This window comes from Lutibacter oricola, assembly GCF_900106565.1.
Taxonomy (GTDB): Bacteria; Bacteroidota; Bacteroidia; order Flavobacteriales; family Flavobacteriaceae; genus Lutibacter; species Lutibacter oricola.
Genome location: NZ_FNNJ01000005.1, coordinates 43,572 through 69,635, shown reverse-complemented (window position 1 = coordinate 69,635; position 26,064 = coordinate 43,572). Strand labels below are relative to the sequence as shown.

The window sequence follows — 26,064 nt, the reverse complement described above, 5'->3', positions numbered from 1 at the left end:
AAGATTTTGCAAAAATAATGATATTTGTCATAACTAACTGTAAATACCTAATTTTAACAAAATTATTTTTTGATTAATTGCCTGGCAAAGATACTTGTAACTTTTGTCACTTAAAATGATTATTGTCACTTATTTTTATTCAATCTAATTAACTATAAATATGTTTAAAATTTTGTAAGTTTGAGTATTCAATTAAAAATGAACTATAAAAGCACATATAGATTAGCAATTAATATTTTTTTAAATATTAAACGTCCGGAGTGTTTTATCTTTTAGTTTCTACTTTTTAGCAATAACTACAACAATTTTTTTCACATTAAAACTAGACTTATGGAATTACCATATGCAGAACCGTATAAAATAAAAATGGTTGAATCAATTAAACGTTCAACAAAAAATCAACGATTAAAATGGATTATAAAAGCAAATTATAATTTGTTTAATTTATCTTCAGAAAATGTATTTATTGATTTGTTGACAGACTCTGGAACTGGGGCAATGAGCGATAAACAATGGGCAGAAATGATGATAGGAGATGAGAGTTATGCCGGTTCATCTTCTTTTTTGAAATTAAAAAAAGTAGTAAAAAAAATAACCGGTTATAAGTATTTTTTACCAACACATCAAGGTAGAGCTGCTGAAAACGTATTATTTTCAGCCTTAATAAAGGAAGGAGATATTGTTCCTGGTAATTCTCATTTTGATACTACTAAAGGGCATATTGAATTTAGAAAAGCTACTGCTGTAGATTGTACAATTGATGAAGCTTTTGATACTTCAATAATTCATCCTTTTAAAGGAAATGTTGATATTGATAAGCTTGAAAATGTTTTTAAGCAACACCCAAAAGAGAAAATACCTTTTGTAGTTTTAACCATAACTTGTAATAGCGCAGGCGGTCAACCTGTTTCAATAAAAAATATTAAAGAGGTTTCTTTATTATGTAAACAATATGAAATACCATTATATTTCGATGCTGCACGTTTTGCAGAAAATGCATATTTCATAAAAAAAAGAGAAAAAGGTTATGAAGATAAAACCATTAAGCAAATTGTAAAAGAAGTATTTTCTTATGGAGACGGAATGACTATTAGTGCCAAAAAGGATGGATTGGTTAATATGGGTGGTTTTATTGCTTTAAATAATAAAAAGGTTTTTAAACAAGCAACCGTTTTTAATATTATGTTCGAGGGGTTTATTACCTATGGAGGAATGAATGGTCGTGATATGGGAGCCTTAGCAGTTGGTTTAAATGAAAGTACTGAGTTTAATTATTTAGAAAGTAGAGTAGAGCAGGTTGCTTATTTAGGGCAAAAGCTAGTTGATTATGGTGTGCCAGTACAACAACCTTTTGGGGGGCATGCAATTTTTTTAGATGCAAATAAATTTGTACCAACTATACCTAGAGAAGAATTTAGAGCTCAAGCTTTAGCAGTAGAATTATATGTTGTAGGTGGAATTAGAGGTGTAGAAATTGGAACCGTATTAGCAGATAGAGATCCCGTAACTCGTGAAAATAGATATCCAGAATTAGAATTAGTTAGGTTGGCAATACCAAGAAGAACTTATACAAATAATCATATGGATTATATTGCAGCATCTTTAAAAAATATTTATGATTCTAGAAATAAAGCAAAAAATGGTTATATAATAACAGATGAAGCCCCAATTATGAGACACTTTACAGTTAAATTTGATAAAATATAATACTTATTACTCCTTTTTTGTTAATTTTGTAACGAAAAGGAAAAAATATAATAGATTATGATGTTATCTAGAGCAAGTAAGTATGCGATTTTATCAACGTTATTTTTAGCAGAACATTCAAGTGAAACTAGAAAAATAAGTGTAAAGGAAATTGCCAATAGTATTGATGTGCCTAGCCCTTTTTTGGCTAAGCTGTTTCAACAACTTGTTAGAGGCAAAATAATTTCTTCAACAAAAGGACCTAATGGAGGATTCTATTTAACCAAAAGAAATCGTAAAAAAGCAGTTATTGATATTATTGAAAATATTGATGGTTTAGAAAAAATTAATGAATGCTTTTTAGGTTTAAATGAGTGTGATGGTTCAAACCCTTGTCCTGTTCATTTTATTGTTGAACCTTTTAAAAATAATATTATGGGTAAATTCAGAGATAAAACAATAACTGAGTTTGCTGAAGAAATATCTTCAAACGGTAGAGTGTTAACACTAAAAGACTTAACTACACCTAAAAAGCAGTAGGCTTTTACATTTTAAAATATAAATCTTATGCAAATTAAAAATAAATAATTACTTTTGCAGTATAAAAGATAAAAAGGTCTTAATATATTAATTAAGAAATTATCAATTAAACAAACAAACAAACAAATGTTATCTAAAAAACAAGCAAGGGCATTCTTTTTAGGTGGAACATTAGTAACATTCCTAATTTTTATAGGGCTTACTATTTTTTCTCTTTCAAAAGATGTTGATCAAACAAACCACGAGAATATTACTCCAGAAGTAGTAAGAGGAAAAGAAATTTGGGAAACTAACAACTGTATGGGATGCCATACTATTTTGGGTGAAGGAGGTTATTATGCACCGGAATTAACAAAAGTTATTGACCGTTTAAACCAAAAATACAACGGTCAAGGAGAAGCGGTAATCAAAAGTATTTTAATGTCTGAAGGACCTTGGCAACCAAACGGTAGAAAAATGGTGGCTTACGGTATGACAGATCAAGAGGCTTCTGATGTAGTTGCTTTTTTCAAGTGGATTGGAGAAATTGATTTAAACGGATTTGGAGAAGTTGTTGGTGTTGATAGAAAAATATCTCCATTAGCAAAAGAAAAACTTAACAACTAATAAAACATTATGAAATATAAATCACAAAAAGTAGCGTATTGGTTTTTTGCATTATCAATGTTATTGTTAATATTACAAATTACCTATGGTTTTATTATGGGGTTTGCCCGCATAGGGTTCGATAATTTACACGAATTTATTCCTTTTAACACTGCAAGAGCCGTACATATAAACTTATTAGTAGTTTGGTTATTATCTGGTTTTATGGGAGCAGCATATTATATTATTCCTGAAGAATCTCAAAGAGAACTAGTAAGTGTAAAATTAGCTTACGTACAATTAATTAGTTTAGCTGTTGTTGGTGTAGTTGCTGTTGTCGGTTTTCACTTTAATATGTGGGAAGGGCGAAAGTTTTTAGAAATTCCAAGACCATTAGATTATTTAGTAGTAGTAAATGTATTACTGTTTTTAGGAATTATTCTATTAACACTTTTCAAAGGAAAAAGAAAAACCACAACTGCGTTGGTTTTATCAATGGGACTTTTATTTGCGGCACTTTTATACTTACCTGGAATGCTACCATTCGATAGTCAAGTTACAGATTCATTTTTCCGTTGGTGGGTTGTTCACCTATGGGTAGAAGGTGTTTGGGAATTAATTATGGGGGGTATTTTATCGTTCTTATTAATTAAATTAACTGGTGTAGATAGAGAAGTTATTGAAAAATGGTTATATGTAATTGTAGGTTTAACATTCTTATCTGGAGTGTTGGGTACAGGTCATCATTACTATTACATTGGTGTAAATAAAATTTGGTTAGTTGTTGGTGGAATTTTCTCTGCTTTAGAACCTTTAGCGTTTTTAGCAATGGCATTATTTGCTGTTAATATGTACAGAAAAGGAGAGAAAAAACATCCAAATAAATTGGCGTTGTATTGGACATTAGGTTCAGCAATTGTATCTTTTGTTGGAGCAGGCTTATTAGGTTTTGCTCACACATTACCACAAACAAACTTGTACACACACGGAACTTTAGTAACAGCAATGCACGGACATTTAGCATTTTGGGGGGCGTATGCAATGATAGTTTTGGCTATTATTAGTTATAGTTTACCTAATATGACTGGTAGAAAATTATACGAAACATCTAGAGGTAGAGCAGCTTTTTGGCTATCTAATATAGGTATGGTTGGTATGACAGTTGCTTTTGGTGTTGCTGGTGTAGCGCAAGTATATTTAGAGCGTAAAATGAAAATGGATTTTATGGCAGTACAAAACGAAATTAGTATTCACTTTGTAGTATTGGTTTTATGTGCAACTATGTTTACTGCAGGAATAGTTTTATACATTGTAGATTTCTACAAGCACGGTAAACCAACCGATGAAGCTTTGGAAGTAACAAATTAAAAATAGTGATTTTAGATTTACTCCAGAGCTAGAAATTTTTTATAATTATTCCATACTTAAATTATAAATTTTAAATAGCTCTGGTTTTTTATTCAATTTATTATGAAAAATCAATTACCATATTATCATCAAGTAGGTAAAGAAGTAGAAGTGTTTGAACACGCTTATAAAAACAAAATTCCGTTTTTATTAAAAGGGCCAACTGGTACTGGAAAATCTAGATTTATTGAGTATATGGCTCATAAATTAGATAAAAAACTGATAACCATTTCTTGTCACGAAGAAACATCTTCAACAGATTTAGTTGGAAGATATATTATAAAAGGAGCAGAAACTATTTGGTCTGACGGACCTTTAACAACCGCTTTAAAACAAGGCGCAATTATTTATTTAGATGAAATTGCTGAAGCAAGACCTGATGTTATTGTTGCCATTCATTCATTAACAGATCATAGACGTGAGTTGTTTATAGATAAGTTAGGTGAAACGGTAAAAGCACATGAAGATTTTATGTTGGTAGCTTCTTTTAATCCAGGTTATCAAAAAGGATTTAAAGAGTTAAAACCATCTACACGTCAACGTTTTATTGCAACTGCATTTGCTTATCCTGAACCTAAAATTGAAGCTGATATTTTAGTGAATGAAACCAATGTAGATAAAGATATAGCTAAGAAATTAGTAAATATTGCAACTAAAATTAGAAATCTAACAGAGCTTGGTTTGGCAGAAACTGTATCAACACGTTTGTTAGTGGATGCGGCAAAATTAATTTATAGCGGTTTACCAAAACGTTTATCTGTTGAAGTTGCTATTGTTGAACCATTAACAGATGATTTAGATGTAGTTGAAGCTCTAAAGGATTTATGCAATTTAATGATTTAGAAGACAGAAGACAGAAGACAGAAGATTGAAGTTGAAGGTGGCTGAGCAGAGTCGAAGCCATTATTAATAAGTTCGTCACGTCATCCTGAACTTGATTCAGGATCACATCAAGTCAAAAAATAAAATAACCGACCAGAGTCGAAGCCAAATAGCAAACAACAAATACCATTAGCCAAAAACTAAAACCCAACAACCAATAGTAATGTTCGAACCAGATGAATATCTTTTTACAAAACTTGCTTATTACTTTAAACGTAAAAGTAAAAAGCGGCAGGCAGATATTTTACACGCTGTAAATTTAAGCGACCTAAAACCTCGTTTAACTATTTTGGCTCGTGCAATTACTGGGCAATCTATTGAAATTTATGAGGCTGAAAGAGAAGGAGGATATAAAAACAATAACTTTTTTCTTCCAGGCCGTTTTGTTGAATTTACTTCAGCAGAAGAGAATATTTCTTTTTATTTATTCAGAATTTTATACTTGTCTGTTCAAAAGAATTTAGAGTTAAATTGGAATGATAACCTAGAACACGAGCTTACAGAAAGTCAGCAAAAAGCAGAAGAAAACTCGAATAAAGTATTAGCTTCATTGTTTGAACAATTTCCTGTAACTGAGAAATATCACAACAAATTCGTTCAATTTTATTCAGAAAAACAAAAAAATAACACTGCTAAAGATTTCTCTTTTATCTACGGAAAATGGATGCGAAACAATCTTGAAGATACTTCCGAAGAAAAATTAAAAAATATTACAGATAAGGTTAAAAAGGCAAGCGAAGAGAAACCAAAAACTATTTTAAAATCAAATGCAGTTGAAGAAATAATTTCGGTTCAGGTTGATATTAAACAGCAAGAAGATGCAGTTTTGCAACATCAATTTGAAAAAGTAGAAACAGCTGAAGAATTTGGTGGCAACTTTAGAGATTTTGATGGTGAAGATGAGTTAGAAGATCATTCCAACGCGTTGGAAGATATTAATATGAAATATACGGTACGTGTTGATGATACAGCGCATTCTGTATATCAAGCAGATTTTATTGAGAATACAACAGTTTCTGAAAGTTCAGAAATAGATGCGAAAGGCTATCATATAAAATATGATGAGTGGGATTATACAAAGCGAGGTTATAAACCGGATTTTTGTAAAGTGTACCCAAAATCAATATTAAAAACAGATGTTCCGTATTACAAAAAAACATTGAACGAAAACCGTTCAACCTTAAATGGTTTGCGTAAAATGTTAACTACGGTAAATAATAAATACCAACAACAACGTAGACAAACACAAGGAGAGGAATTTGATATTGATGCCATAACAGATTTATTTGTTGATGTAAAATCTGGACATACACCTTCAGAAAAAATATATGTATCTAAGCGTAAAAAGGAAAAAGACCTATCTATTTTATTATTACTAGATATTAGTTTATCAAGCGATGGATATGCTGCAGGAAATAGAGTAATTGATGTTGAAAAGCAAGTTTCAATATTATTTGGGGAAATTTTAGAAGAGTTTAATATCGATTTTTCAATAGATTGTTTTTACTCAAAAACACGTAATCATTCTTCATATATTACCATTAAAGATTTTGATGAAGATTGGAACAAATCAAAATTTAAAGTTGGAGCTGTAGAGCCAAGTGGTTATACAAGAATTGGGGCTGCATTGCGTCATTCAGGAGCAATGTTAGATAAGCGAGATACCAAGAATAAATGGGTTATTTTAATTTCAGACGGAAAACCAAACGACTACGATAAGTACGAAGGTAAGTACGGAGTTAATGATGTGAAACAAGCTTTACGAGAATTAAACGAACGCAATATAAATTCATACGCTTTGGCTATTGAAGCACAAGCAAAATATTACTTACCTCAAATGTTTGGGCAAAATCATTATCAAATTTTAACAACACCTGTAGAGATGTTGCAATCTCTTGTTCAATTGTACGAAAAAATAAAGCATCAAGGTTAGTTTAATTAGAACGCTAAAATATTTTTCAAAATTAAATTTATATTAAGCTAATATTGATTTAAAGTGATTTCAATTCTTTTTTTAACCAATAATTAATGTATTGCTGACTTTAATTTTACTGCTTTTTAGATAATTATTGTTTTTTTTATTAAAAGCATAATTATGAAAAATATAGGTTATTTATTAGTGTTATTTGTTGTTTTATTGTCTTGTAATCAAGATGATAGTGTTGAGGTTTATTCTAATGACATGGTTGGAAAATGGGAATGGAAATCAACAAATGGAGGAGAAGCTGGTCGGATTTATAAAACTCCTCAAAATACAGACAAAATTATTCATTTAGATTTGAAGCCTGATTTTGAGTACACGATATTATTAAATAACAAAGAATCTATTTCTGGAACGTACTCAATAATAAATAAAAAATCAATCTTAACTGAAGAAACAGAACAGTTTATTTCAATAACTACAATTTCTGAAGAAAGTAAAAGTATTGTAGTATTAGAGGGTATAATTAACGTTTATAATTATTCTAATTCGTTATTTATTAATCAAGATTTTGAAAACGGTATGGGTAGTGTATTTGAGAGAGTAGATTAAATACAAGTATCTTTTATTGGGAAAATTACTGGTAGTCCCCATTTAAAAATTGAAATTTTAATTTTTAAATGGGGATTGTTATTGTATATTAATTATTGCTTATTAGCATCACTTCTTTTTTATAAATGTATTGTTAAATTGTTCTAAAACGTTGTAGTGTAAAATATTACGATTTATTTTTAAAAAAGGATAAAATAGTCTTTTATTTATTATCTTTGCCTCATAAATATTACTATTATGCAAATAACAAAAGAAAATACAGTTGCAGAAGTTGTTTCTAAAAACCTTGGATCTGATCACGTTTTTAGTAAATACAACATAGATTTTTGTTGTGGAGGTGGAGATACGTTAGAAAAAGCTTGTAGAGAAAATGGTGTTGATTTTGAGGTGTTAAAGCAAGAAATTGAAACAATAAATAATAAAATTTCAAGAGGAACAAGTGTTGAAGAATTAGATATTCCCACATTAATTAGTGAAGTTAAAGGTGGTTTTCATACAACTATTAGCGATATGTTTTTTGAAATACTTCCATATGCAAATAAAGTTTCTAAGGTACATGGAGAGTCTCATAAAGAAGTAATTGAAATTAACGATTTGGTAAATGGAGTTGAAGTAGTTATTAGCGAAACTTTTAGAAATTCCATAATGAGTTTGTACCCAATAATTAATGAAATTGTTGAGGCTAGTGAAAAACAAGAAGAAGTTACTATTGACACATTGCAAAACCTTCAAAAAGCAATTAAAAGAAATGAAATTGCACAAGGTTTAATGGGAGATGCATTTAAAGAGATTTCGAAATTGTCATCAAATTATACTACTCCAGAAGGTGCTTGTAATTCATATAAATACTTATATGCAAATTTAAAACAGCTAGAACATCAAGTACATAAGTATATGCATTTTGAAAAAAATGTATTAATACCAAAAGCTTTAAATATTATTGAATAATGGATTCATTTTTACCAACAGTTGAAAAACTACCAGAAGGGCACCCAGTAAAAGTTTATTACCAAGAAGGAGCTTTAATACAAGATATTTTATTAGAATTATATGATGCAGATCCAGTTAAGGATTTTCAGAAATACTTTAATATATTTAATCAATTAACAACTATTGAAAAACGTTTTGCCCGTAAAGAAAATCAGTTGTTTCCTTATTTAGAAAAACACGGGTGGGAAGGTCCAAGCCAAGGAATGTGGTCTTTTCATGATAATTTACGTGATCAAATTCGTTTGCTGAATGGTTATAATTCAGAAAAAAATACGGAGAAAATTATTGATAATATTCCTTATTTAATTGAAGGTATTAAACGTTTAATGATTATTGAAGATACGCGTTTGTTTCCAAATTCAATGGATTTGTTGAGTGAAGATGATTGGAAAGAATTTTACCAAGGAGATGAAGAAATTGGTTGGATGTTGTTAGAAAAGCCTACTCCATATCCAACAATTGAAAAGGAAGAATATGTACACCCAAGTCAAGATTTTAAAAAGCGTGATTTATCGTTTTCTTTAGACAATACATTTCATTATGATGAAGGTTATATGACACCAGAACAGGTAAATTTATTGCTTCGTTTTTTACCTGTAGATATTACGTATGTAGATGAAAATGACAAAGTAATTTTTTACAATAGAGGAGAAGATAGAGTTTTTCCGCGTAGTAAAGGAATTATTGGACGTGAGGTTCGTTTTTGTCATCCGCCAAAAAGTGTGGATATGGTATTACGTATAGTTGAAGAATTTAAAGCAGGAACAAAAGATGTTGCTGAGTTTTGGTTCAATTTTAAAGGACGAATTATTCATATTAGATATTTTGCTATTAGAAACGATAATAAAGAATACAAAGGTGTAATTGAAATGTCGCAAGATATTACCGAAATTCAAAAATTAGAAGGTCAAAAAAGACTGTTAGATTGGGATTAAAAATTATACTAAAAAGTTTAAAAATAGTTGTCATTTCTTAGTAAACAAGAATGATAAGTTATGTGTTTATTTTGATGAAGCCCTGAATAAAGTTCGGGGTAACATCAGTTATTTTTTTTTTGAAGTATTCTTTGTCATTTCTGCGTAGGCAGGAAACTATTCTTTAGTATAAGAATTTTTGGCTACGCAGAAATGGCATTTAGAATCTAACTCATTTTTACATTTAAACCAATGCAAACAAAACCAATAAGCCATAAAAATTTATACTATCCACCAGGAGGAATTTTAATATGGATAGTTATTTTTTTGGAACTAATTACTTTTGGTATGGCATTAATAGCAATGCTTTCTTATGGAAAAGATGAGCCAGAAGTTTTTCATAAATCTCGTTTATTGCTAAACTCAACTTTTGGAGCCGTAAATACTGTATTTTTAATTACTAGTGGTTTTTTTATGGCAAAATCTGTTGATTATTTTAAAAAGGGCAACATTACCAAAACTTCTTTGTATTTAAAGCTTACTATGCTAGGTGGTGTTTTGTTTTTAATACTTAAAAGTATCGAGTATTATTTTAAAATAAATGCAGGTTTAACTATTGGTTACAATACATTTTTCAGCTTTTATTGGATGTTAACCTTGTTTCATGTGATTCATGTAATTGTAGGTTTGGTAATTTTAATTTCTATTTTCTTCGGAATAAAGAAAAAAAAGCATTCAACCAAAATTGAAGATTTTGAAGCTGGCGCCACCTTTTGGCATATGTGCGATTTAATTTGGTTGCTACTATTTCCAATAATCTATTTAATATTTTAAAATGAAGAAGACAATATTTTTAAAAGTGTGGATTGTTTTAATAGTACTAACTATTATATCTGCAATTATTTCTAATAGTAATTTGGTGCATAAAGGTGCTATAATTTTAGTGCTTTCTGTATTTAAGTTTATAGGTATAACATTCTATTTTATGGAGCTAAAAAAGGCTCATTTATTCTGGAAAATATCTGTATTCGCATTTTTAAGCGTATTTTTAATGCTGAGTTTAACATTTTTATAACATTTTTTGTTAAAAATTGACAAAAATCATAAAATGTAACTTTTATTGCACTTATCTTCGCAGCATATAAAGACAAAAAGGTCTTTAAATATTTAAATAATTTAATTAATACTAATAACAATGAGAAAGTATTTTTATTTAACACTATTGGTTACTTTAATGGTAACAACGTTATCAGCTCAGCAATTTGATTTGTCTGCTGAAATTAGACCAAGATTTGAAAATAGACATGGTTACAAAACTTTAATGAATGATGGAGTTGATGGAGCAAACTTTGTTTCACAACGTACTCGTTTAAATTTTAACTTTCAACAAGATAAAGTTAAGTTAGGTGTTTCTTTACAAAACGTAAGAGTTTGGGGAGATATTTCTACTTTAGGAAAAGATGATAACAATACAATGCTTCACGAAGCTTGGGCTGAAGCTTTAATTTCTGATGTGTTTTCTATTAAATTAGGACGTCAAGAAATTGTTTATGATGATAGTAGAATGTTTGGTAATGTAGGTTGGGCACAACAAGCAAGAAGCCACGATGCTTTATTAGCTAAATTTAAATTTTCTAATAAAAGTAAATTAGATATTGGTTTAGCTTTAAATTCAGATAATGAAAATAACGTAGATGTATTATATACAACTCAATATAAAACATTCCAATACGCTTGGTATCATACAGCTTTAAATGATAATTTAAACTTAAGTTTATTAGCTTTAAATAATGGTATTGAATTTATGGATGGTGCAGACCAGAAGGTTGATTATACTCAAACTATTGGTACATATGTAAAATATGGAAAAGGTAAATTTGGTGCTAATTTTTCTGCATATTTACAAGCTGGAAAAACTAATGGTACAGATGTAAGTGCTAGTAATTTAGCAGGTAACATTAGCTATAAATTATCTAAAGAATTTTCAATAGGTGTGGGAACTGAATATTTATCTGGTTCTGATTTTGATTATGGATCAGGTTCTAGATTAGATTCTAAAATTAAATCTTTCAATCCTTTTTATGGTACAAACCACAAATTTAATGGTTGGATGGATTATTTTTATGTTGGAAATCACGGTGGTCAAGTTGGTTTAGTTGATGTAAATGCTACATTGGCATATAGTAAAGACAAATTTTCTGCTAAATTAATTCCTCATTTCTTCTCTTCTGCAGCTGATATTTATAGTGGTTCTACTAAAATGGATAATAGCTTAGGTACTGAAGTTGATTTAGTTGTTGGTTACAAAGTAGCAAATAACATTATGTTTAATGCTGGTTACTCTCAAATGTTTGCAAAAGACTCAATGGAGCTTTTAAAAGGTGGAGATAAAGACGAAACTAATTCTTGGGGATGGATAATGTTAACATTCAAACCTAAATTATTTTCTTCTTCAAAATAAATAATTTGAATAGATGTTTGCTAAAAAGGGGAGCTCTTTAATTTATTAAAGATCTCCTCTTTTTTATTTTTTAAGGTTAAGCGCAGTTAAAACCTTACTATTTGTTAAACTTTTATTTTTCTGTGTAGGCAAAAATCTGTAACAGATAATTAAGTAAAATACTATTATTTCAATACATTAAATTCTATACTTGAAGATGTAAAAACTGTATGTGTTTGTGTTTTAAAATCTTCTTTACTAGCCTTAAAAATATTATCTACATACGTTTGTGGATTCAGATCAATTAAAGGAAACCAAGTACTTTGAACTTGAATTTGTAATTTATGCCCCTTTTTAAATGTATGATGAACATCTTGAAGTTTAATGTTTACCGCTGTTTTTTTATTAGGTATAAAAGGTTCTGGAAACGTAAAACTGTTTCTAAATTTACCTCGCATAACTTCGCTACGTACCATTAAATGATAATTACTCATTTTAAGGTGTTTTTGCATATTTTTATTATTCTCTTTTTCATTAGCTGGGTGTACATCAATAACTTTTACAATCCAATCAGCATCAGTACCAGTTGTTGCAACTTTAAGCTTAGCTAATATGTCTCCAGCAAGTGTAAAGTCTTCTTTTAATTCGGTTGTTTCAAAAACTAACACATCACTTCTCCTAGCAGCAAAACGTTGGTCGTCGGTCATATATTTACGTGGTGTAAATACAGATTTTATATCTTCAGTATAAGGAACTGGCTTTTTAATATTACTTATAAATTGTATGCCTATTTCTTTTTTTGTTGAAGTAGTTAATTGTTGATCTTCACTTAAATAATAATCAATTTTTGAAGTGTTTTTTGGTGGCCAAGCATTAAAACTATTCCATTTTTTTGCTCCAGTATCGTACACATAAGCTTCAGGTAAATTTGTGTTTTTATCTCCTTTACCTTTTAAGAAATGTTGAAAGAACTTAGTTTCAATATTTTTTTGATAGTTTAGCGAAATTGAATCTCCAAAATAATAATTACCAACAGTGTTCTCCTTTTTTCTACTAGCCCATTGTCCGTGACTCCAAGGTCCAAAAACAAGCGTATTGTAATTATCTTTATTATATTTTTCTATGTTTTTATAGGTTTCTAGTGGGCCATATAAATCTTCAGCATCAAATTCACCACCAACAACCATTGTTGCTACGTGCGATTTTATATTTTTTAAATGTTGAATAATTCCTTTGCTTTGCCAAACTTCATCGTAATTAGGATGGTCTTTTAACTCTTGCCAAAAAAAGTCGTCTACTTTATCGTTGTTTCTTATGGTTGGATCATCTAATTTGTTGTATTGAAAATAAGAGTTCAAATTACTTAATGGTCCGGCATCTAAAAAAAACTGATATTGATCTTTTGTTTTAATATCGGGTATTTTGTACCAGCTAGTGTCTGATGGTTTGTATTTTTGAGTTCCAAATAGTGGTGTAGCTCTAAAATAACTAAGCATATATGCTCCGTTATGGTGAAAATCATCAAAAAAGAAATCTCCAATACAAGCTTGTGGAGAAGCAGCTTTTAACGCCGGATGTGCATTAATAGTAGCGCAGGTGCTATAAAAACCAGGATACGAAATTCCCCAAATACCAACATTACCATTGTTATTGTCTACGTTTTTCACTAACCAATCTATAGTGTCGTACGTATCAGAACTTTCGTCTGTAACCGTACTATCTTTTTTTATAGGAATATAAGCACGCATGTTATCAAAAGTTCCTTCGCTCATCCATCTACCACGTACATCTTGGTAAACAACAATGTAACCCTCTTTCATCATATGTTGGTTTGGTGCAATGTTGCTTTTATAGTTGTTTTCTCCGTATGGTCTTACGCTATAAGGAGTGCGTTGTAGTAAAATAGGATAGGTTTTGCTTTTGTCTTTTGGGCTATATATAGAAGTAAAAAGTTTTACTCCATCTCGCATAGTAATGCTAGTCTCTGTTTTGGTATAGTTTGCTTCAACATAATTTTCAGTAAAAGCTAACGGGTTTTTCTTGCAACTTATAACTGAAGAAATAAGTAATAGTGTAATTATTACTTTAAAAGAAAAGAATTTCATTAAAATTATTTTTGGTAGATGGTAAATCTACAAAAAATACATGAATAGAATTTAATCACAGGGCGATAGCCAAGGATTTAAATTTTCTGAGGCTTGTCTCGAAATGAAAAATAGTTGTTTCGAAAGCATACCTCGTACCTTTGGTCGAGGTTGTTGATTTATTCTTCATCTTTCTCTGCAAATATAACCTCATGAAATGTTGGAGCATTTTCGGTAATACTACCCATTCCTTTTTTATTTATTTTGAAGGTAACATCTTTTGTTGTAGTAAATAACAAAACAGATAAAAAAGAGTTTTTTAGATGAGGTTTAACAACTTCTAAAGCTTCATCTAATGTAAGTTCTTCTTCAATATCTTCAGTTTCTCTAGATCTATAACGAAACTTAAGTAATACTTTATAGCCATTTTCAGAAGCAACAGGTCTTAGAAATATATTTTTTAAGTTAGGTTTACCAATAGTTTTTGCCATAGTTAATTTGGCAAATTGGTTTTTTTCAACACTTTCTTTTACTTGTTCCCAAAAAAGGGTAAACACATTTTGATACGGCATAAACTAAAGCTTAAAAATAAATGTTTTTAGTGTATCAAAAGTAGTATTTAAAATTCAATTAATTAGTAGTAGAATTGGGTATAAACAAAAATTTTATTTTTAGAAAAAGCAATCTAGAAATTAAACATTATAAGCTAGTAAACACCAACCAATAATTAAAAATAAACCTCCAAGTGGAGTAATTGGGCCTAAAAATCGTATTTTTTTGTTTTTTGCTGAAGAAATAACCAATCCATAAATGCTAAATGAAAACAAGATAATACCAGCAATAAAACTATACACCATATATTTTTCTGAAGCAATTTCTAGTTTAAAATTAAAACCAATAATTAGTAAAACAATTGCGTGGTATAGTTGGTACTTTACACCAGTTTCAAAGCTCTTTTGTTGGTCTTCGTTTAAAATTTTCTTTAGTGCGTGTGCACCAAAAGCACCAAATACAACGGATAGTCCTCCTAAAATACTAGCTATTAATAATATGTAATGTGGCATTTGTGTTTATTTATTAGTTGATAAAAGTACTACAATATAATTAGTTAAAATTAAAATATGGTATTAGTGTATATAAGTAAGGTAAAACCGTATAAATAAGCGTATTTGCTAGTTAAATTGCATAGCTATTTTTTTTTTTTTAGATTTGACTTGAAAAAGATTTAAAAATTGTTGTGATAATTACTGACTCAAGTAGTGAAATTAGTTTTCTACTTAGTGTTTCTATGTGAGTAGTAACTTTCTTAAAGTAAATTCAATAAATTATTTCTTATTCAAAACCGTTATTTTCAAGTAGAGAAAAAATCTCCGTACTCAAGAACTTAACGCCACAAATTTAAATTTTAATAATATGAAAAAATTAAATATAAAGGTCGTATTAGTTCTCTTATTGTTATTAAATACTATTTCATTAACAGCTCAAGAGCTATATGGTAAAGTTACTTATAAGCAAAGGCTTGGTGAAAAGCTTAATGATTCAATAGCAAATAAAAAGTATGGTGATGTATATAAAAACACTATGGATTTTATAAGTGAAAGTATCGTTAAAAATTGTGATAATTTTGAATATAATTTAAAATTTAATAGAGACGAATCTGTTTTTGTGGGTATTAAAAAGCTGCAAAATGAAGCAGATAAAGGGTATAAGTTAGCTGAGAAATTTTCTAGAGTAGATGACGTATTTTATTTAAATATAAAAAGTAGCCAAAAACTTGTTCAAAAGGAATCTTTTGGAGAATTATTTGTTATTGAATATAACCTAAGTGATATAAAATGGGAACTTGTTAATAAAACTAAAGTTATTAATAATTACAAGTGTTTTATGGCGACTACAACAAAAATAGTAAAAAACAGTAAAGGTATTTTTAAAAAACCTGTTATTGCATGGTATACTACAGAAATTCCTTTAAATTTTGGTCCAAAAGGCTATGGTAATTTACCAGGATTAATTTTAGAACTGCAAGAAGATAAATTAATATTTTACGCGACTAAAATTAAGTTAAACCCTAAGAAGTCTATTAAAATAGTTAAACCAAATAAGGGAAAAATGTTAACAAGTAAAGAGTTTGAATTAAGGATGAAAAAAGTGTCTAAGAATTTATGGATTGGTAGATAGACGAAATATTTTCTTCTAAGATATTTCCATTTTAATATAAACATATATGAATAAACAAATTATAGTTTTATCGATAATATTATTTGGAAATTTTTGTTGGTCTCAACAAACTAAAGGTATAATAAAGTATAAAAAAACATACATAAATAGGTTATCTACAAATAAAAATTTTTTAAATAAAAATAAAAATAATCCTGAATTTGTTAGAAAGGTGAAAGAAATTGATTCTAAGAAAAGTGATCTAGTAAAGGAACTGCGTTTTGAATTAATTTTTAAAGATAGCGTAAGTGTTTTCAAGGCACAGAATATTTTAGAATTAGAAAATAATAGATTTTACTCTTTTGCAATTGGTCCAGAAGGTGGTAATGTTTATTATACAAGTAAAAAAAATATTAGAAAAATAGATGCTTATGGAGAGGTGTTTTTGGTAGAATACCCTAGACAAGAATGGAAACTATATGACGAAGAAAAAAAAATAGGAGAATATACATGTTACAAGGCAACAACAACTGAAACTGTTAAAGGACGAAATGGTATTATTAAAACACCTGTTGAAGTTTGGTATGCACCTAAAATAAATATTCCACATGGTCCTTTAGGTTATAGTAATTTACCAGGTCTCATTATTGAACTATCAATGCGTAATTATAAGTATTATGTGAGTGAAATAATGTTGAATTCGAGTAAAGAAATTCAAATTAAAAAACCAACTCAGGGCAAGATAGTAACAAAAGACGAGTTTGAAGAAATAGGTTTAAAAGCAATGTCAAACTTTAAAAAAGTATTTTAAAATGTTTTATTTTGAGTGTTTGTAATATAAGTGTGTAAGGTTTATTCTAATGTAGTAATTCTTTCTTTAAACATAATAATTATGAAAAAATTAATTTATAGTTTACTGTTTTGTTTATTAACAATAAGTAGTTATTCTCAAAATGGAGTTGCAACATATTCTTTTTTATTGGCAAAAAATGGGATGAATGAAAAGATTGACTCCTTAACTAAAAAAGATACAGGTAGTAATAAGACCGAAGCATTGTCTTTATTAAAAGGGATTTTTCAAAGTAATACGGAAAGTTTTGAATTTCAATTAAAATTTAATCAAGATAACTCTCTATTTAGTTTTCAAGAAAAGATGGACATTGATAATGAAAATGGTATAAAAACAACTCTTTTGAAAAGTATGTCAAGTAGTAATAAAAAATATTATTATAACAGAAAATCTAAAGAAATTTATAATCAAACAGTTTTATTAGGAGAAACATATTTAATAAAATCTAGCAGCGATTCTTTACAGTGGAACTTAACAAATGAAAGTCAAGTAATTAAAGGGTATACTTGTTTTAAGGCTGTTACCTATAAAAAAAGGTATAATTTATCAGGTACTATATCTAAAGATAAAGTAGTTGCTTGGTACGCGCCAAGTATTCCATTAACGTATGGGCCATATAATTTTGTAGGGTTACCAGGACTTGTTATTGAGGTTTATGAAAAAAACAAAATGATTACTCTAACAAAACTTGAATTTATTGAAAAAGAACAAACTATTACTCCTTTAACAAAAGGAATAAAAACAACAGAAGCAAACTTATTGAAAGATGCTCGAAAATATATGAGACAAAACTAATGAAAACGAAAATATACATAATTACATTATTGTTGGCGATAAATATTTTGCATAGCCAAAATACCTATACAGAAATTATTTATAAAAAGAAAAGTGCTTATAATGTAGATGCTAAAAGTAATAATGTTAATGAAGAAGCAGCCAAGTTATTAAAAGCAAGCTTTTCTCAAATGAACAATGTAGAGTATAAATTACTTTTTAACAAAAAAGAATCTTATTTTACAGAACTTTCAAAATTAGAAAGTGAAAATGATTCAAAAAGTTTATCCGCAAAACTAAGTAAGCTCTTAGGAATAGAGCAAGGGAACTATTATATAAGTTTACCAAAAAAAGAGCTTTTACATCAAAAATATTTAGCTTCTGATCTGTTTCTTATTAAAACAGATTATAATACAATTAAATGGGAACTTAATAATACTATAAAAAATATTGGAGATTATAAATGTAATAAGGCAACAGCAACAGTAGAAATTGAAACAGTTAATGGCAAGGTTGGTAAAAAAATTATAGCCTGGTATTGTCCAAAATTAAATTATCCTTTTGGTCCAGGAAAGTATGTTGGTTTACCTGGGGTAATATTAGAACTACAATATGATAAAATTATTTATTCGGCATCTAAAATAACACTAAATAAACCTGAGAAAACAGAAATAACACCACCAAAAAAAGGAATTAAAATTAGCAGAAAAGAGTATGACCTACTAACTAAAAATAGTTTCAATCTATATAAAAAATATTAATCACCTTTAATTTAATAAATGAGATTTAAAGTTAGTTTTATTTTAGTGTTTTATTTTTGTTTGTTTGAATCAGTTAGTTGTCAAAACATACTACTTTCCGGTAGTGTAAAAGATAGTTTACATAACCCATTAAGTTATGCAAACGTAATTGCAAAACCTGTAAATGTTGCCGAAAGAATAAAATTTTCTATTACAGGTGATGAAGGGAATTATAAATTAGAACTTGTAAAAAATGAAGCTTATATAATTTCAGTAAGTTATATGGGGTTTAAAACAGTTAGTTTTGAGTTTAATGCTTCAAAAAATTATAAAAAAGATATAGTTTTAAAAAGTGAGCCAAACCAGTTAAAAGAAGTTGTTATTGAAATACCAGTGTTAGTAAAAGAAGATACAATAACTTATAATACTAGTAAATTTATTACAGGTGAGGAACGAAAATTAAAACAAGTTTTAAAAAAATTACCAGGTGTTGAGGTTGATAAAAATGGATCCGTTACCGTTCAAGGCAAAAAGGTAACCAAAATGTTAGTAGAAGGGAAAAAGTTTTTTGGAGGAGGTTCAAAATTAGCTGTAAATAACATACCTGCAAATGCCATTGACAAAATACAAGTTCTAGATAATTATAATGAGGTTGCTTTTTTGAAAAATGTATCAGATTCAGATGAAATGGCAATGAATATTTTATTGAAAGAAGATAAAAAGCAATTTGTTTTTGGAGATGTTGAGGCTGGAAAAGGAAATGAAGAATTTTATAGACTACAAAGTAATTTGTTTTATTATAGTCCAAAAACGAACGTAAATTTTATTGGTAGTTTAAATAATACAAATGAAAAAACATTCACATTTAAAGATTATATAAGTTTTCAAGGAGGTATAAGTTCTGTTTTAAAAGGAGATGGGGCTTTATACAAAGCTTCAGCAGGTAATTTTAGTACTTTTATAAATACTCAAGATTTGGTAAGTAGTACTGCAAAATTTGGGGCTTTAAATATTTCCAAAGTTGTTAATAGTAAATTAGATATTTCAGGTTATGCTATTTTTTCACATGCCAAAAATGAAACATTAAATGAATCTGTTAATCAATATACTACTATTACAGAAGAGAAAGAGAACAAATCAACAGCCAAAAATATTTTAGGAATTGGAAAATTTAATATAGAGTATGCACCAACTACAAATGAACAATGGTATTTTAAAACTCAATTTAAAAAATCCGATAACTTACAGAATAATGCCATTATTTCAACTATTGAAAATGATCAGCGTTTCGTTTTTGTAAAAAATAACGCAGAAGCAACTTATGTAAACCAAAATATTGAGTGGCATAAAAAATTAACTAATAAGCACACGTTTTCTTTTGCATCAGATATTACTTTAGATAAGAATAATCCAACAACAATTTGGGAAACAAATCAATTAATTTTACAAGGCTTAATTCCTGTTGAAATATCAGATAATTATAATATTCATCAGCAAAAAGAGATTGAAAATGTTTCTATAAATACTATTTTTAAACATTATTGGGTGTTAAATAATTTTAATCATATTTATACAACAATTGGAAATAAATATAATAACGAATCTTATTTTACAGATGAAAGTCAACAATTAGAAAATAGTAGTGTAAATAATTTTTCTGCGGCTGGATTTGGTAATGATTTAAATTTCAAGTTAAACGATTTATTTGTAGGTGTACATTACAAATTTAAATTAGGAATAGCTGAATTTAAACAAGGTGCTTTTCTGCATAATTATAATTGGAAATTGCGTGAACAAACTAGGTTGAACAAACGTAAAACGGTTCTTTTACCTGATTTTTCAACAACTGTTAAGTTTAGTAATTCAAAACAAATTAAATTTAACTATCAATTAAAAACGGCTTTTTCTAATGCTTCAAAACTAGCAAATCGTTTTTATTTACAATCATACAATGCTGTTTATAAGGGAGATGAAAATCTTGAGAATGAGCTATACCATACAGCAAAATTAAATTACAGAAGATTTAGTTTATACAGAGGTTTAATGCTTTATGGAGGCGTAGATTTTACAAAAAAAATAAAAGGAATTCAAAATGCGGTTCAATTTGAAGGGGTAAATCAATATGTTACAACGCTTATGGTTAGTAACCCAGAAGAGCGTTGGGATTTTAAGTTAAACATTAATAAGAAAATAAAGCAAATTAAATATGGTGTTAAAACCAATGTATTAACTTCAAAATACCTTCAGCAAATAAATAATTCTTTTGTAACAAATAAAAGCAATAGTGTGGGCTATACAATTTCGGCTAAAACATTATTTGACAAGTTTCCAATTGTAGAATTTGGTTTTGAACAACGCTTAGGTAATTATACATCTAGTAATATAACTTCAAAGTTTATTACAAATCAACCTTACTTAACTATTGATTATGATTTTTTAAAAGGTGTTGGTTTGTCTTTTGATTATAAAAGATATAGTTACGAGAATAAAAATTTTGGTCAAAAAAACACATATCAGCTTGCAAATTTAGATCTTTTGTATAAAAAGGAAGATAGTGCCTGGAGTTTTAAAATTAATGCTCAAAATTTATTTAATGAAAAGTTTAAACAACAAAATAGCTTCTCGTCTTATATAATATCAGATTCAAAAACATACATTTTACCCAGAATAGTAATGTTTTCAATTGGTTATAATTTGTAGAACTTATTATATAAAAAAAGGCTGTTTAATTTTTGTTAAACAGCCTTTTTAAAGTTTATTATTTTATAATTCGAACATTTTGTTCTTCTACTTTTTTATCTGATAATTTTGAAGGAGCTCCAAACAGTAAATCATCACTAGTTCCTGTTTTAGGGAAAGCCATAACCTCTCTAATTGATGCTTTTTTCTCTAAAATCATCATTAAACGGTCAACTCCCCAAGCAATTCCTCCGTGTGGTGGTGCACCATACTGGAATGCTTTATACATAGCGCCAACACTTTTAATCATTTCATTTTTATTGTAGCCCATATTTCTATAGGTTGCTTCTAAAATTTCAGCTTTATGTGCACGTACAGATCCTCCACCAATTTCATAACCATTTAAAATAAGGTCGTATTGTTGGGCTATAATAGTTCCAATTTCCTCATCAGTACCATTCATATGCTTGTCTAAATCGTAAATAGCAGGCATAGAGAACGGATTGTGGGTAAATGTCCATCTACCATCATCGTTTTTCTCAAACATTGGGAAATCTACTACCCAAGCAGGCCTTAATTCTTTAGGATTTATCAATCTAAGAATTTTACCCATTTCTTGTCTAACTGCGTCTAACGCTTTGTTTGCTGTTTCATAATCTGCAGCAGAGAAAAATACAATATCACCAACTTCAGCTTTAGTTTCGTTAATAATACCTGCAGCAATTTCAGCACCTAAAAACTTAATAATTGGGCTTTGTAAATCGTTTTCATTTACAATAATATAAGCCAATCCTCCAAGCCCATGTTGTTGCGCAATTGCAGTCAAGTTTTCAATTTGACCTTTAGACATACGTTTGTCTCCTTGCTCTTTAGCCGAAACTTTAATACATTTTACAATTCCACCTTGTTCAATAGGTTTGCTAAATACTTGGAACGTAGTGTCTTTTACAATTTCAGTAATGTCTTGCATTTGTAAGCCATAGCGTAAATCTGGCCTATCGCAACCATATTTGTCCATTGCTTCTTTATAGGTAATAACTTCAAACGGACGTAGTATCCATTTTTTACCATATATTTTTTTCACTACTTCATTAAACATTTTGGTGTTTAAATCTATAATTTGCTGCATACTTGCGTATGCCATTTCAATATCTAATTGTGTAAATTCTGGCTGACGGTCTCCACGAGAATCTTCATCTCTAAAACAACGTGCAATTTGGAAATATTTTTCATAACCACTAACCATTAACATTTGTTTGAACTGTTGTGGTGCTTGTGGTAATGTATAAAATAAACCGCCTTGTTTACGAGTTGGTACAATAAATTCACGTGCACCTTCATCCGTTCCGGCAGTTAAAATTGGCGTTTCAATTTCTAAAAATTCTTCTTCATCTAAAATATCACGCAATAGTTTTATAACCTTATGGCGGTTTACAATTGCTCTTCTAACATCATCATTTCTATGATCTAAAAACTTATATTGAAAACGTGTACTTTCGTTTGTTTTAGTTGCTCGTTTAATTTCAAAAGGCAATGTTTTAGAAAGATTTAAAATTTCTAATTCTGAAGTTTCTAACTCAATTTTACCAGTTCTTAAACCAGCATTGTAATCGTCTTCTTTACGTTGTACAATTACACCTGTAACCGTAATTACACTTTCTGGTTTTAGTTTTACTAACTCGTCTAAATTTGGAAAAGATTCTCTACTTAAACGTACTTGAAAAATTTCGTTACTAGAATCACGTAAATCAATAAACATTAACTCACCGTGGTCACGAACACTAGAAACCCAACCGGATAATGTTACTTTTTCGGTAATATTAGCTTCTGTTAATTGAGAAATTTTATGCGTTCTATATTCATTTTTTATAATGATTGGAATTTCAGGTAAAACATCATCTTGTTCTTTTTCTGAAGCTTCTCCGGTAGTAGTTCCAATTTTATTTTCTGAACTTTTTTGTTGAGATGAAGTAGCGTTTAATTCATCTAAAATACCTTGTCTAATTACTTTTCCTGAAGCTCCTTTACCAATAATTCCAATAATTTTACCAACTAAAATACCAGCTTTGCCTTGGTTTCCGGCCTTAATATCATTTGCAATAGCTTCGTTTTCTGAAATTACTTTTTGAATTGCTTCTTTTATTTTTTCTTCTGAAATAGTATTGTCTTCAAAATACTTGTTGTAATCAAAAGTTCTATCTTTTAAGTACGAAGTAATTCCGTTTTGTGCTAATACAGCCGTAATTTTTTCGGCTTTAAATAGTTGGAAAATTTCTGTTAAGCTTTCTACATTGTTTATAGCAGCGTAGTCTTCTGTTTTAATATTATTTACCAATGTTTTAGCAACGAAAGAAGGGTCTTTTATTACATTATTGATATCCATAAATATTTTAGAACGAATAGCATCTGCAGTAAAAAACTTAGCATCTTGTGGTAAAACACCACCTTTAATTAATACTGTTTCAACAGCAAAAGGTAATGCGCTAGAATCTACAGTTATAGCCTTAATTTCATTTTTAATGCTAACAAAAGGTAAATCTGGTTCAGAAATAAAACGATAATCCGCTTCAAATTCTTTTTTACGCATTGTTTTGGTTTGCTTTAATTCAGCATCCCATAAAACGGTAGTTTGATCTGGTCTAAATTCTTTATGTTCAACATAATAGTTTAGTTGCTTCTCAATTTCTTCCTTTAAAGCATCTACCATAAACTTAAACGAATTTAAGTTTTTAATTTCGGTACGAGGATTTAAATCGTAACTACGTTTTTTACGTAATGATACCGAAACATCCGATTTAAATTCACCTTTTTCAAGGTTTGCTTCAGAAATACCTAAGTTTTGAACAATACGTTGAATGTATTGTGCGTAGGTAGAAGCATCTTCAATATTACGAATACAAGGTTCGGTAACAATTTCAATTAACGGAACACCTGCTTTATTAAAATCTACCAAAGAAACTTTTTTCTCGTGTACTAATTTTGCGGCATCTTCTTCAATATGCACCTGCGTTAAATTCACTGTAAATTGCGAACCATCATTTCGATAACACGAAACGTGTCCGTCTGGAATTACAGGATTATGAAATTGTGTAATTTGAATATTTTTTGGGTTATCTGGATATTCGTAATGTTTACGATCCCAAGAAATAACCTCATTTTCAAATGAAGATTCTACAGCCTTACCAAAATAAATAGCCTTTGTAATTGCTTCTTTATTTATAGCTGGTAAAACTCCCATTTGCCCAGTACAAACTGAACATATGTTTTGGTTTGGTGTTTCAATTTCTTGATTTGGACAAGAACAAAACAACTTGGTTTTGGTATTTAATCGAACGTGAGTTTCAAGTCCAATTACCAATTCTAAATCGTGGGCTTTTATGGCCGCATTTAACTGTTCCAATTCCATTATATTGTTTCTTTTAAGAAGTTAGCAAACTTCAATACCAATTCATCATTATTTTTTGCTGCAGTAATTTGCAGCCCAGTAACAGTTCCTTGCGGAACGGTTAAAGTAGGCAATTGTCCTAAACTAAAACCTACCGTGTATGCATCAGATAAATACATTGCGTGTGGGTCTTTTAAACTATCTCCAATTTTTGGAGGTGCACTTGGTGTTACAGGAGATAAAATAACATCAACTTCACTAAAATCTTTGTTGAAGTTTGCTGAAATATGATCTCTTAATTCTAATCCTTTTAGGTAAATTTCATCACTAAAACCTTGCGATAATACTTGGTTACCACCAACAATTCTACGTTTTGATTCTTCTGAGAAATTTTTAGAACGAGTTATAGAGTAAGTGTCTTTTAAATTTTCGCCTTCAATGCGGTCTCCATAATTGGTACCGTCTAAACGAGATAAGTTTGAAGCAGTCTCAGCCATTGCCAACGTATAATAAGTAGATACTAAAATATCAGATTTAAAGAAATCTAATTCTTTAACTTCAATTCCTGCGGCTTTAATTTTTTCAATACTAGCTAAAAAATCTGCTTTTACGCTAGCATCAATAGCTTCACTTTCAATAAAGTTTTTAAAATATCCAACAGTTTTAACGTTGTTCTTTAAAATATCATTTTCATTTATTTCTTTTGAATTGTAAGAGGTTTGATCTTTAACATCTTTACCGCTCATTACATTCAATACAATTCTAATGTCTTCAATAGATTTTGCTAATGGACCAACACAATCTGTAGAAGAAGCGTATGCCATTAAACCATATCTAGAAATTTTTCCGTAGGTAGGTTTTAAACCATAAATATTGTTGTAACCTGCAGGCTGACGGATTGAACCTCCAGTATCTCCACCAATTGAAAATGCCGTATATTCTTTAGCAACATTTACTGCTGAACCTCCACTAGAACCTCCTGCAACTAATTCTGGATTTACAGCGTTCTTTACGGCGCCAAAAACAGTGTTTTCACTAGATGAACCGTGCCCAAAACTATCGCAGTTTTCTTTTACCAATGGAATTGCACCAGCGTCTAATAATTTTTGAATTGCTGTTGCTGTGTATGGCGATTTGTATTTCTTCAACAAATCTGAACTTGCAGTTGTGTACGTTCCTTGAACCATATACACATCCTTAATTCCAAACGGAATACCTTCTAGTAAACCTATTTTTTCATTATTAGCAATTTTAGCATCAACTTTTGCGGCAAGATCTAGCGCTGTTGAATCTAATAAAGAGTTTACTGAATTATAAGTGTTTTGCTTAAGTAAGTCTAATTTTTCTTGTACTAAAGCTGTACAAGTTATCTGTTTAGACACCAATTGTTGGTGTATTTTTTTTATTTGAGATTCCAT

22 protein-coding genes are annotated in these 26,064 nt (G+C 29.2%); 17 read left to right on the top strand and 5 right to left on the bottom strand.

Annotated elements, in window-relative coordinates:
• Positions 1-330 precede the first annotated feature (330 nt).
• From BLU40_RS10615 to BLU40_RS10560, 12 genes are all read left to right on the top strand, one after another.
• A complete protein-coding gene (locus tag BLU40_RS10615; RefSeq protein WP_090123214.1) occupies positions 331-1,707 on the top strand; it encodes a tryptophanase TnaA in 1,377 nt (458 codons plus the stop codon).
• 57 nt (positions 1,708-1,764) lie between these two features.
• Positions 1,765-2,226 (top strand): RrF2 family transcriptional regulator, encoded by a 462-nt coding sequence (locus BLU40_RS10610; RefSeq protein WP_245729931.1) that lies wholly within the window; start codon positions 1,765-1,767, stop codon positions 2,224-2,226.
• A 126-nt stretch (positions 2,227-2,352) separates the two neighbouring features.
• Positions 2,353-2,832 (top strand): c-type cytochrome, encoded by a 480-nt coding sequence (locus BLU40_RS10605; RefSeq protein ID WP_090123212.1) that lies wholly within the window; start codon positions 2,353-2,355, stop codon positions 2,830-2,832.
• A gap of 9 nt (positions 2,833-2,841) precedes the next feature.
• The gene (locus tag BLU40_RS10600; RefSeq protein WP_090123210.1) at positions 2,842-4,179 is read left to right on the top strand and encodes a cbb3-type cytochrome c oxidase subunit I; all 1,338 of its coding nucleotides are present in this window, start codon (positions 2,842-2,844) and stop codon (positions 4,177-4,179) included.
• Between the two features lie 102 nt (positions 4,180-4,281).
• A complete protein-coding gene (locus tag BLU40_RS10595) occupies positions 4,282-5,061 on the top strand; it encodes a CbbQ/NirQ/NorQ/GpvN family protein (protein WP_090123208.1) in 780 nt (259 codons plus the stop codon).
• Between the two features lie 202 nt (positions 5,062-5,263).
• Positions 5,264-7,033 (top strand): nitric oxide reductase activation protein NorD, encoded by a 1,770-nt coding sequence (locus BLU40_RS10590; RefSeq protein ID WP_090123206.1) that lies wholly within the window; start codon positions 5,264-5,266, stop codon positions 7,031-7,033.
• A gap of 162 nt (positions 7,034-7,195) precedes the next feature.
• Positions 7,196-7,633, top strand: a complete 438-nt coding sequence (locus tag BLU40_RS10585) for a hypothetical protein (RefSeq protein ID WP_090123204.1) — start codon at positions 7,196-7,198, stop codon at positions 7,631-7,633.
• 237 nt (positions 7,634-7,870) lie between these two features.
• Complete coding sequence (locus BLU40_RS10580; protein ID WP_090123202.1) at positions 7,871-8,581, top strand: DUF542 domain-containing protein; 711 nt, start codon at positions 7,871-7,873, stop codon at positions 8,579-8,581.
• Positions 8,581-9,558 (top strand): DUF438 domain-containing protein, encoded by a 978-nt coding sequence (locus tag BLU40_RS10575; protein ID WP_090123201.1) that lies wholly within the window; start codon positions 8,581-8,583, stop codon positions 9,556-9,558. The genes BLU40_RS10580 and BLU40_RS10575 overlap by 1 nt, the downstream gene beginning before the upstream one ends.
• A gap of 231 nt (positions 9,559-9,789) precedes the next feature.
• A complete protein-coding gene (locus BLU40_RS10570; protein ID WP_090123199.1) occupies positions 9,790-10,371 on the top strand; it encodes a cytochrome c oxidase subunit 3 in 582 nt (193 codons plus the stop codon).
• 1 nt (position 10,372) lies between these two features.
• The gene (locus BLU40_RS10565; RefSeq protein WP_090123197.1) at positions 10,373-10,612 is read left to right on the top strand and encodes a cytochrome C oxidase subunit IV family protein; all 240 of its coding nucleotides are present in this window, start codon (positions 10,373-10,375) and stop codon (positions 10,610-10,612) included.
• A 120-nt stretch (positions 10,613-10,732) separates the two neighbouring features.
• A complete protein-coding gene (locus tag BLU40_RS10560) occupies positions 10,733-11,998 on the top strand; it encodes an alginate export family protein (protein WP_090123195.1) in 1,266 nt (421 codons plus the stop codon).
• A gap of 164 nt (positions 11,999-12,162) precedes the next feature.
• Here the strand turns inward: BLU40_RS10560 and BLU40_RS10555 are convergent, their stop codons facing one another.
• The 3 genes from BLU40_RS10555 to BLU40_RS10545 all read right to left on the bottom strand — a co-directional run bounded on the left by BLU40_RS10555 (position 12,163) and on the right by BLU40_RS10545 (position 15,125).
• Positions 12,163-14,082, bottom strand: coding sequence for a CocE/NonD family hydrolase (locus BLU40_RS10555; RefSeq protein WP_090123194.1), 1,920 nt, complete (start codon positions 14,080-14,082; stop codon positions 12,163-12,165).
• Positions 14,083-14,240: 158 nt separating this feature from the next.
• Complete coding sequence (locus BLU40_RS10550) at positions 14,241-14,633, bottom strand: hypothetical protein (protein ID WP_090123192.1); 393 nt, start codon at positions 14,631-14,633, stop codon at positions 14,241-14,243.
• 120 nt (positions 14,634-14,753) lie between these two features.
• Positions 14,754-15,125, bottom strand: coding sequence for a DUF423 domain-containing protein (locus BLU40_RS10545; protein ID WP_090123190.1), 372 nt, complete (start codon positions 15,123-15,125; stop codon positions 14,754-14,756).
• 349 nt (positions 15,126-15,474) lie between these two features.
• Here BLU40_RS10545 and BLU40_RS10540 point away from each other — a divergent pair, with 349 nt between their 5' ends.
• From BLU40_RS10540 to BLU40_RS10520, 5 genes are all read left to right on the top strand, one after another.
• Positions 15,475-16,239: a GLPGLI family protein gene (locus BLU40_RS10540; protein WP_090123188.1), complete on the top strand. Its 765-nt coding sequence runs from the start codon at positions 15,475-15,477 to the stop codon at positions 16,237-16,239.
• Between the two features lie 46 nt (positions 16,240-16,285).
• A complete protein-coding gene (locus BLU40_RS10535; RefSeq protein WP_090123186.1) occupies positions 16,286-17,029 on the top strand; it encodes a GLPGLI family protein in 744 nt (247 codons plus the stop codon).
• Positions 17,030-17,110: 81 nt separating this feature from the next.
• Positions 17,111-17,863 carry a GLPGLI family protein gene (locus BLU40_RS10530; protein WP_090123185.1) on the top strand — a complete coding sequence of 251 codons (753 nt, stop codon included), beginning with the start codon at positions 17,111-17,113 and terminating at the stop codon, positions 17,861-17,863.
• Positions 17,863-18,603 (top strand): GLPGLI family protein, encoded by a 741-nt coding sequence (locus BLU40_RS10525; protein ID WP_090123183.1) that lies wholly within the window; start codon positions 17,863-17,865, stop codon positions 18,601-18,603. The genes BLU40_RS10530 and BLU40_RS10525 overlap by 1 nt, the downstream gene beginning before the upstream one ends.
• A gap of 18 nt (positions 18,604-18,621) precedes the next feature.
• Positions 18,622-21,282, top strand: a complete 2,661-nt coding sequence (locus BLU40_RS10520; protein ID WP_090123181.1) for a carboxypeptidase-like regulatory domain-containing protein — start codon at positions 18,622-18,624, stop codon at positions 21,280-21,282.
• 58 nt (positions 21,283-21,340) lie between these two features.
• On the opposite strand, the gene gatB/aspS is transcribed toward BLU40_RS10520, so the two are convergent.
• Both gatB/aspS and BLU40_RS10510 read right to left on the bottom strand, forming a co-directional pair.
• Positions 21,341-24,667, bottom strand: coding sequence for a bifunctional amidotransferase subunit GatB/aspartate--tRNA ligase AspS (gatB/aspS, locus tag BLU40_RS10515; RefSeq protein ID WP_090123179.1), 3,327 nt, complete (start codon positions 24,665-24,667; stop codon positions 21,341-21,343).
• On the bottom strand, positions 24,667-26,064 hold the full coding sequence (locus BLU40_RS10510) for an amidase (RefSeq protein ID WP_090123178.1): 1,398 nt from the start codon (positions 26,062-26,064) through the stop codon (positions 24,667-24,669). The genes gatB/aspS and BLU40_RS10510 overlap by 1 nt, the downstream gene beginning before the upstream one ends.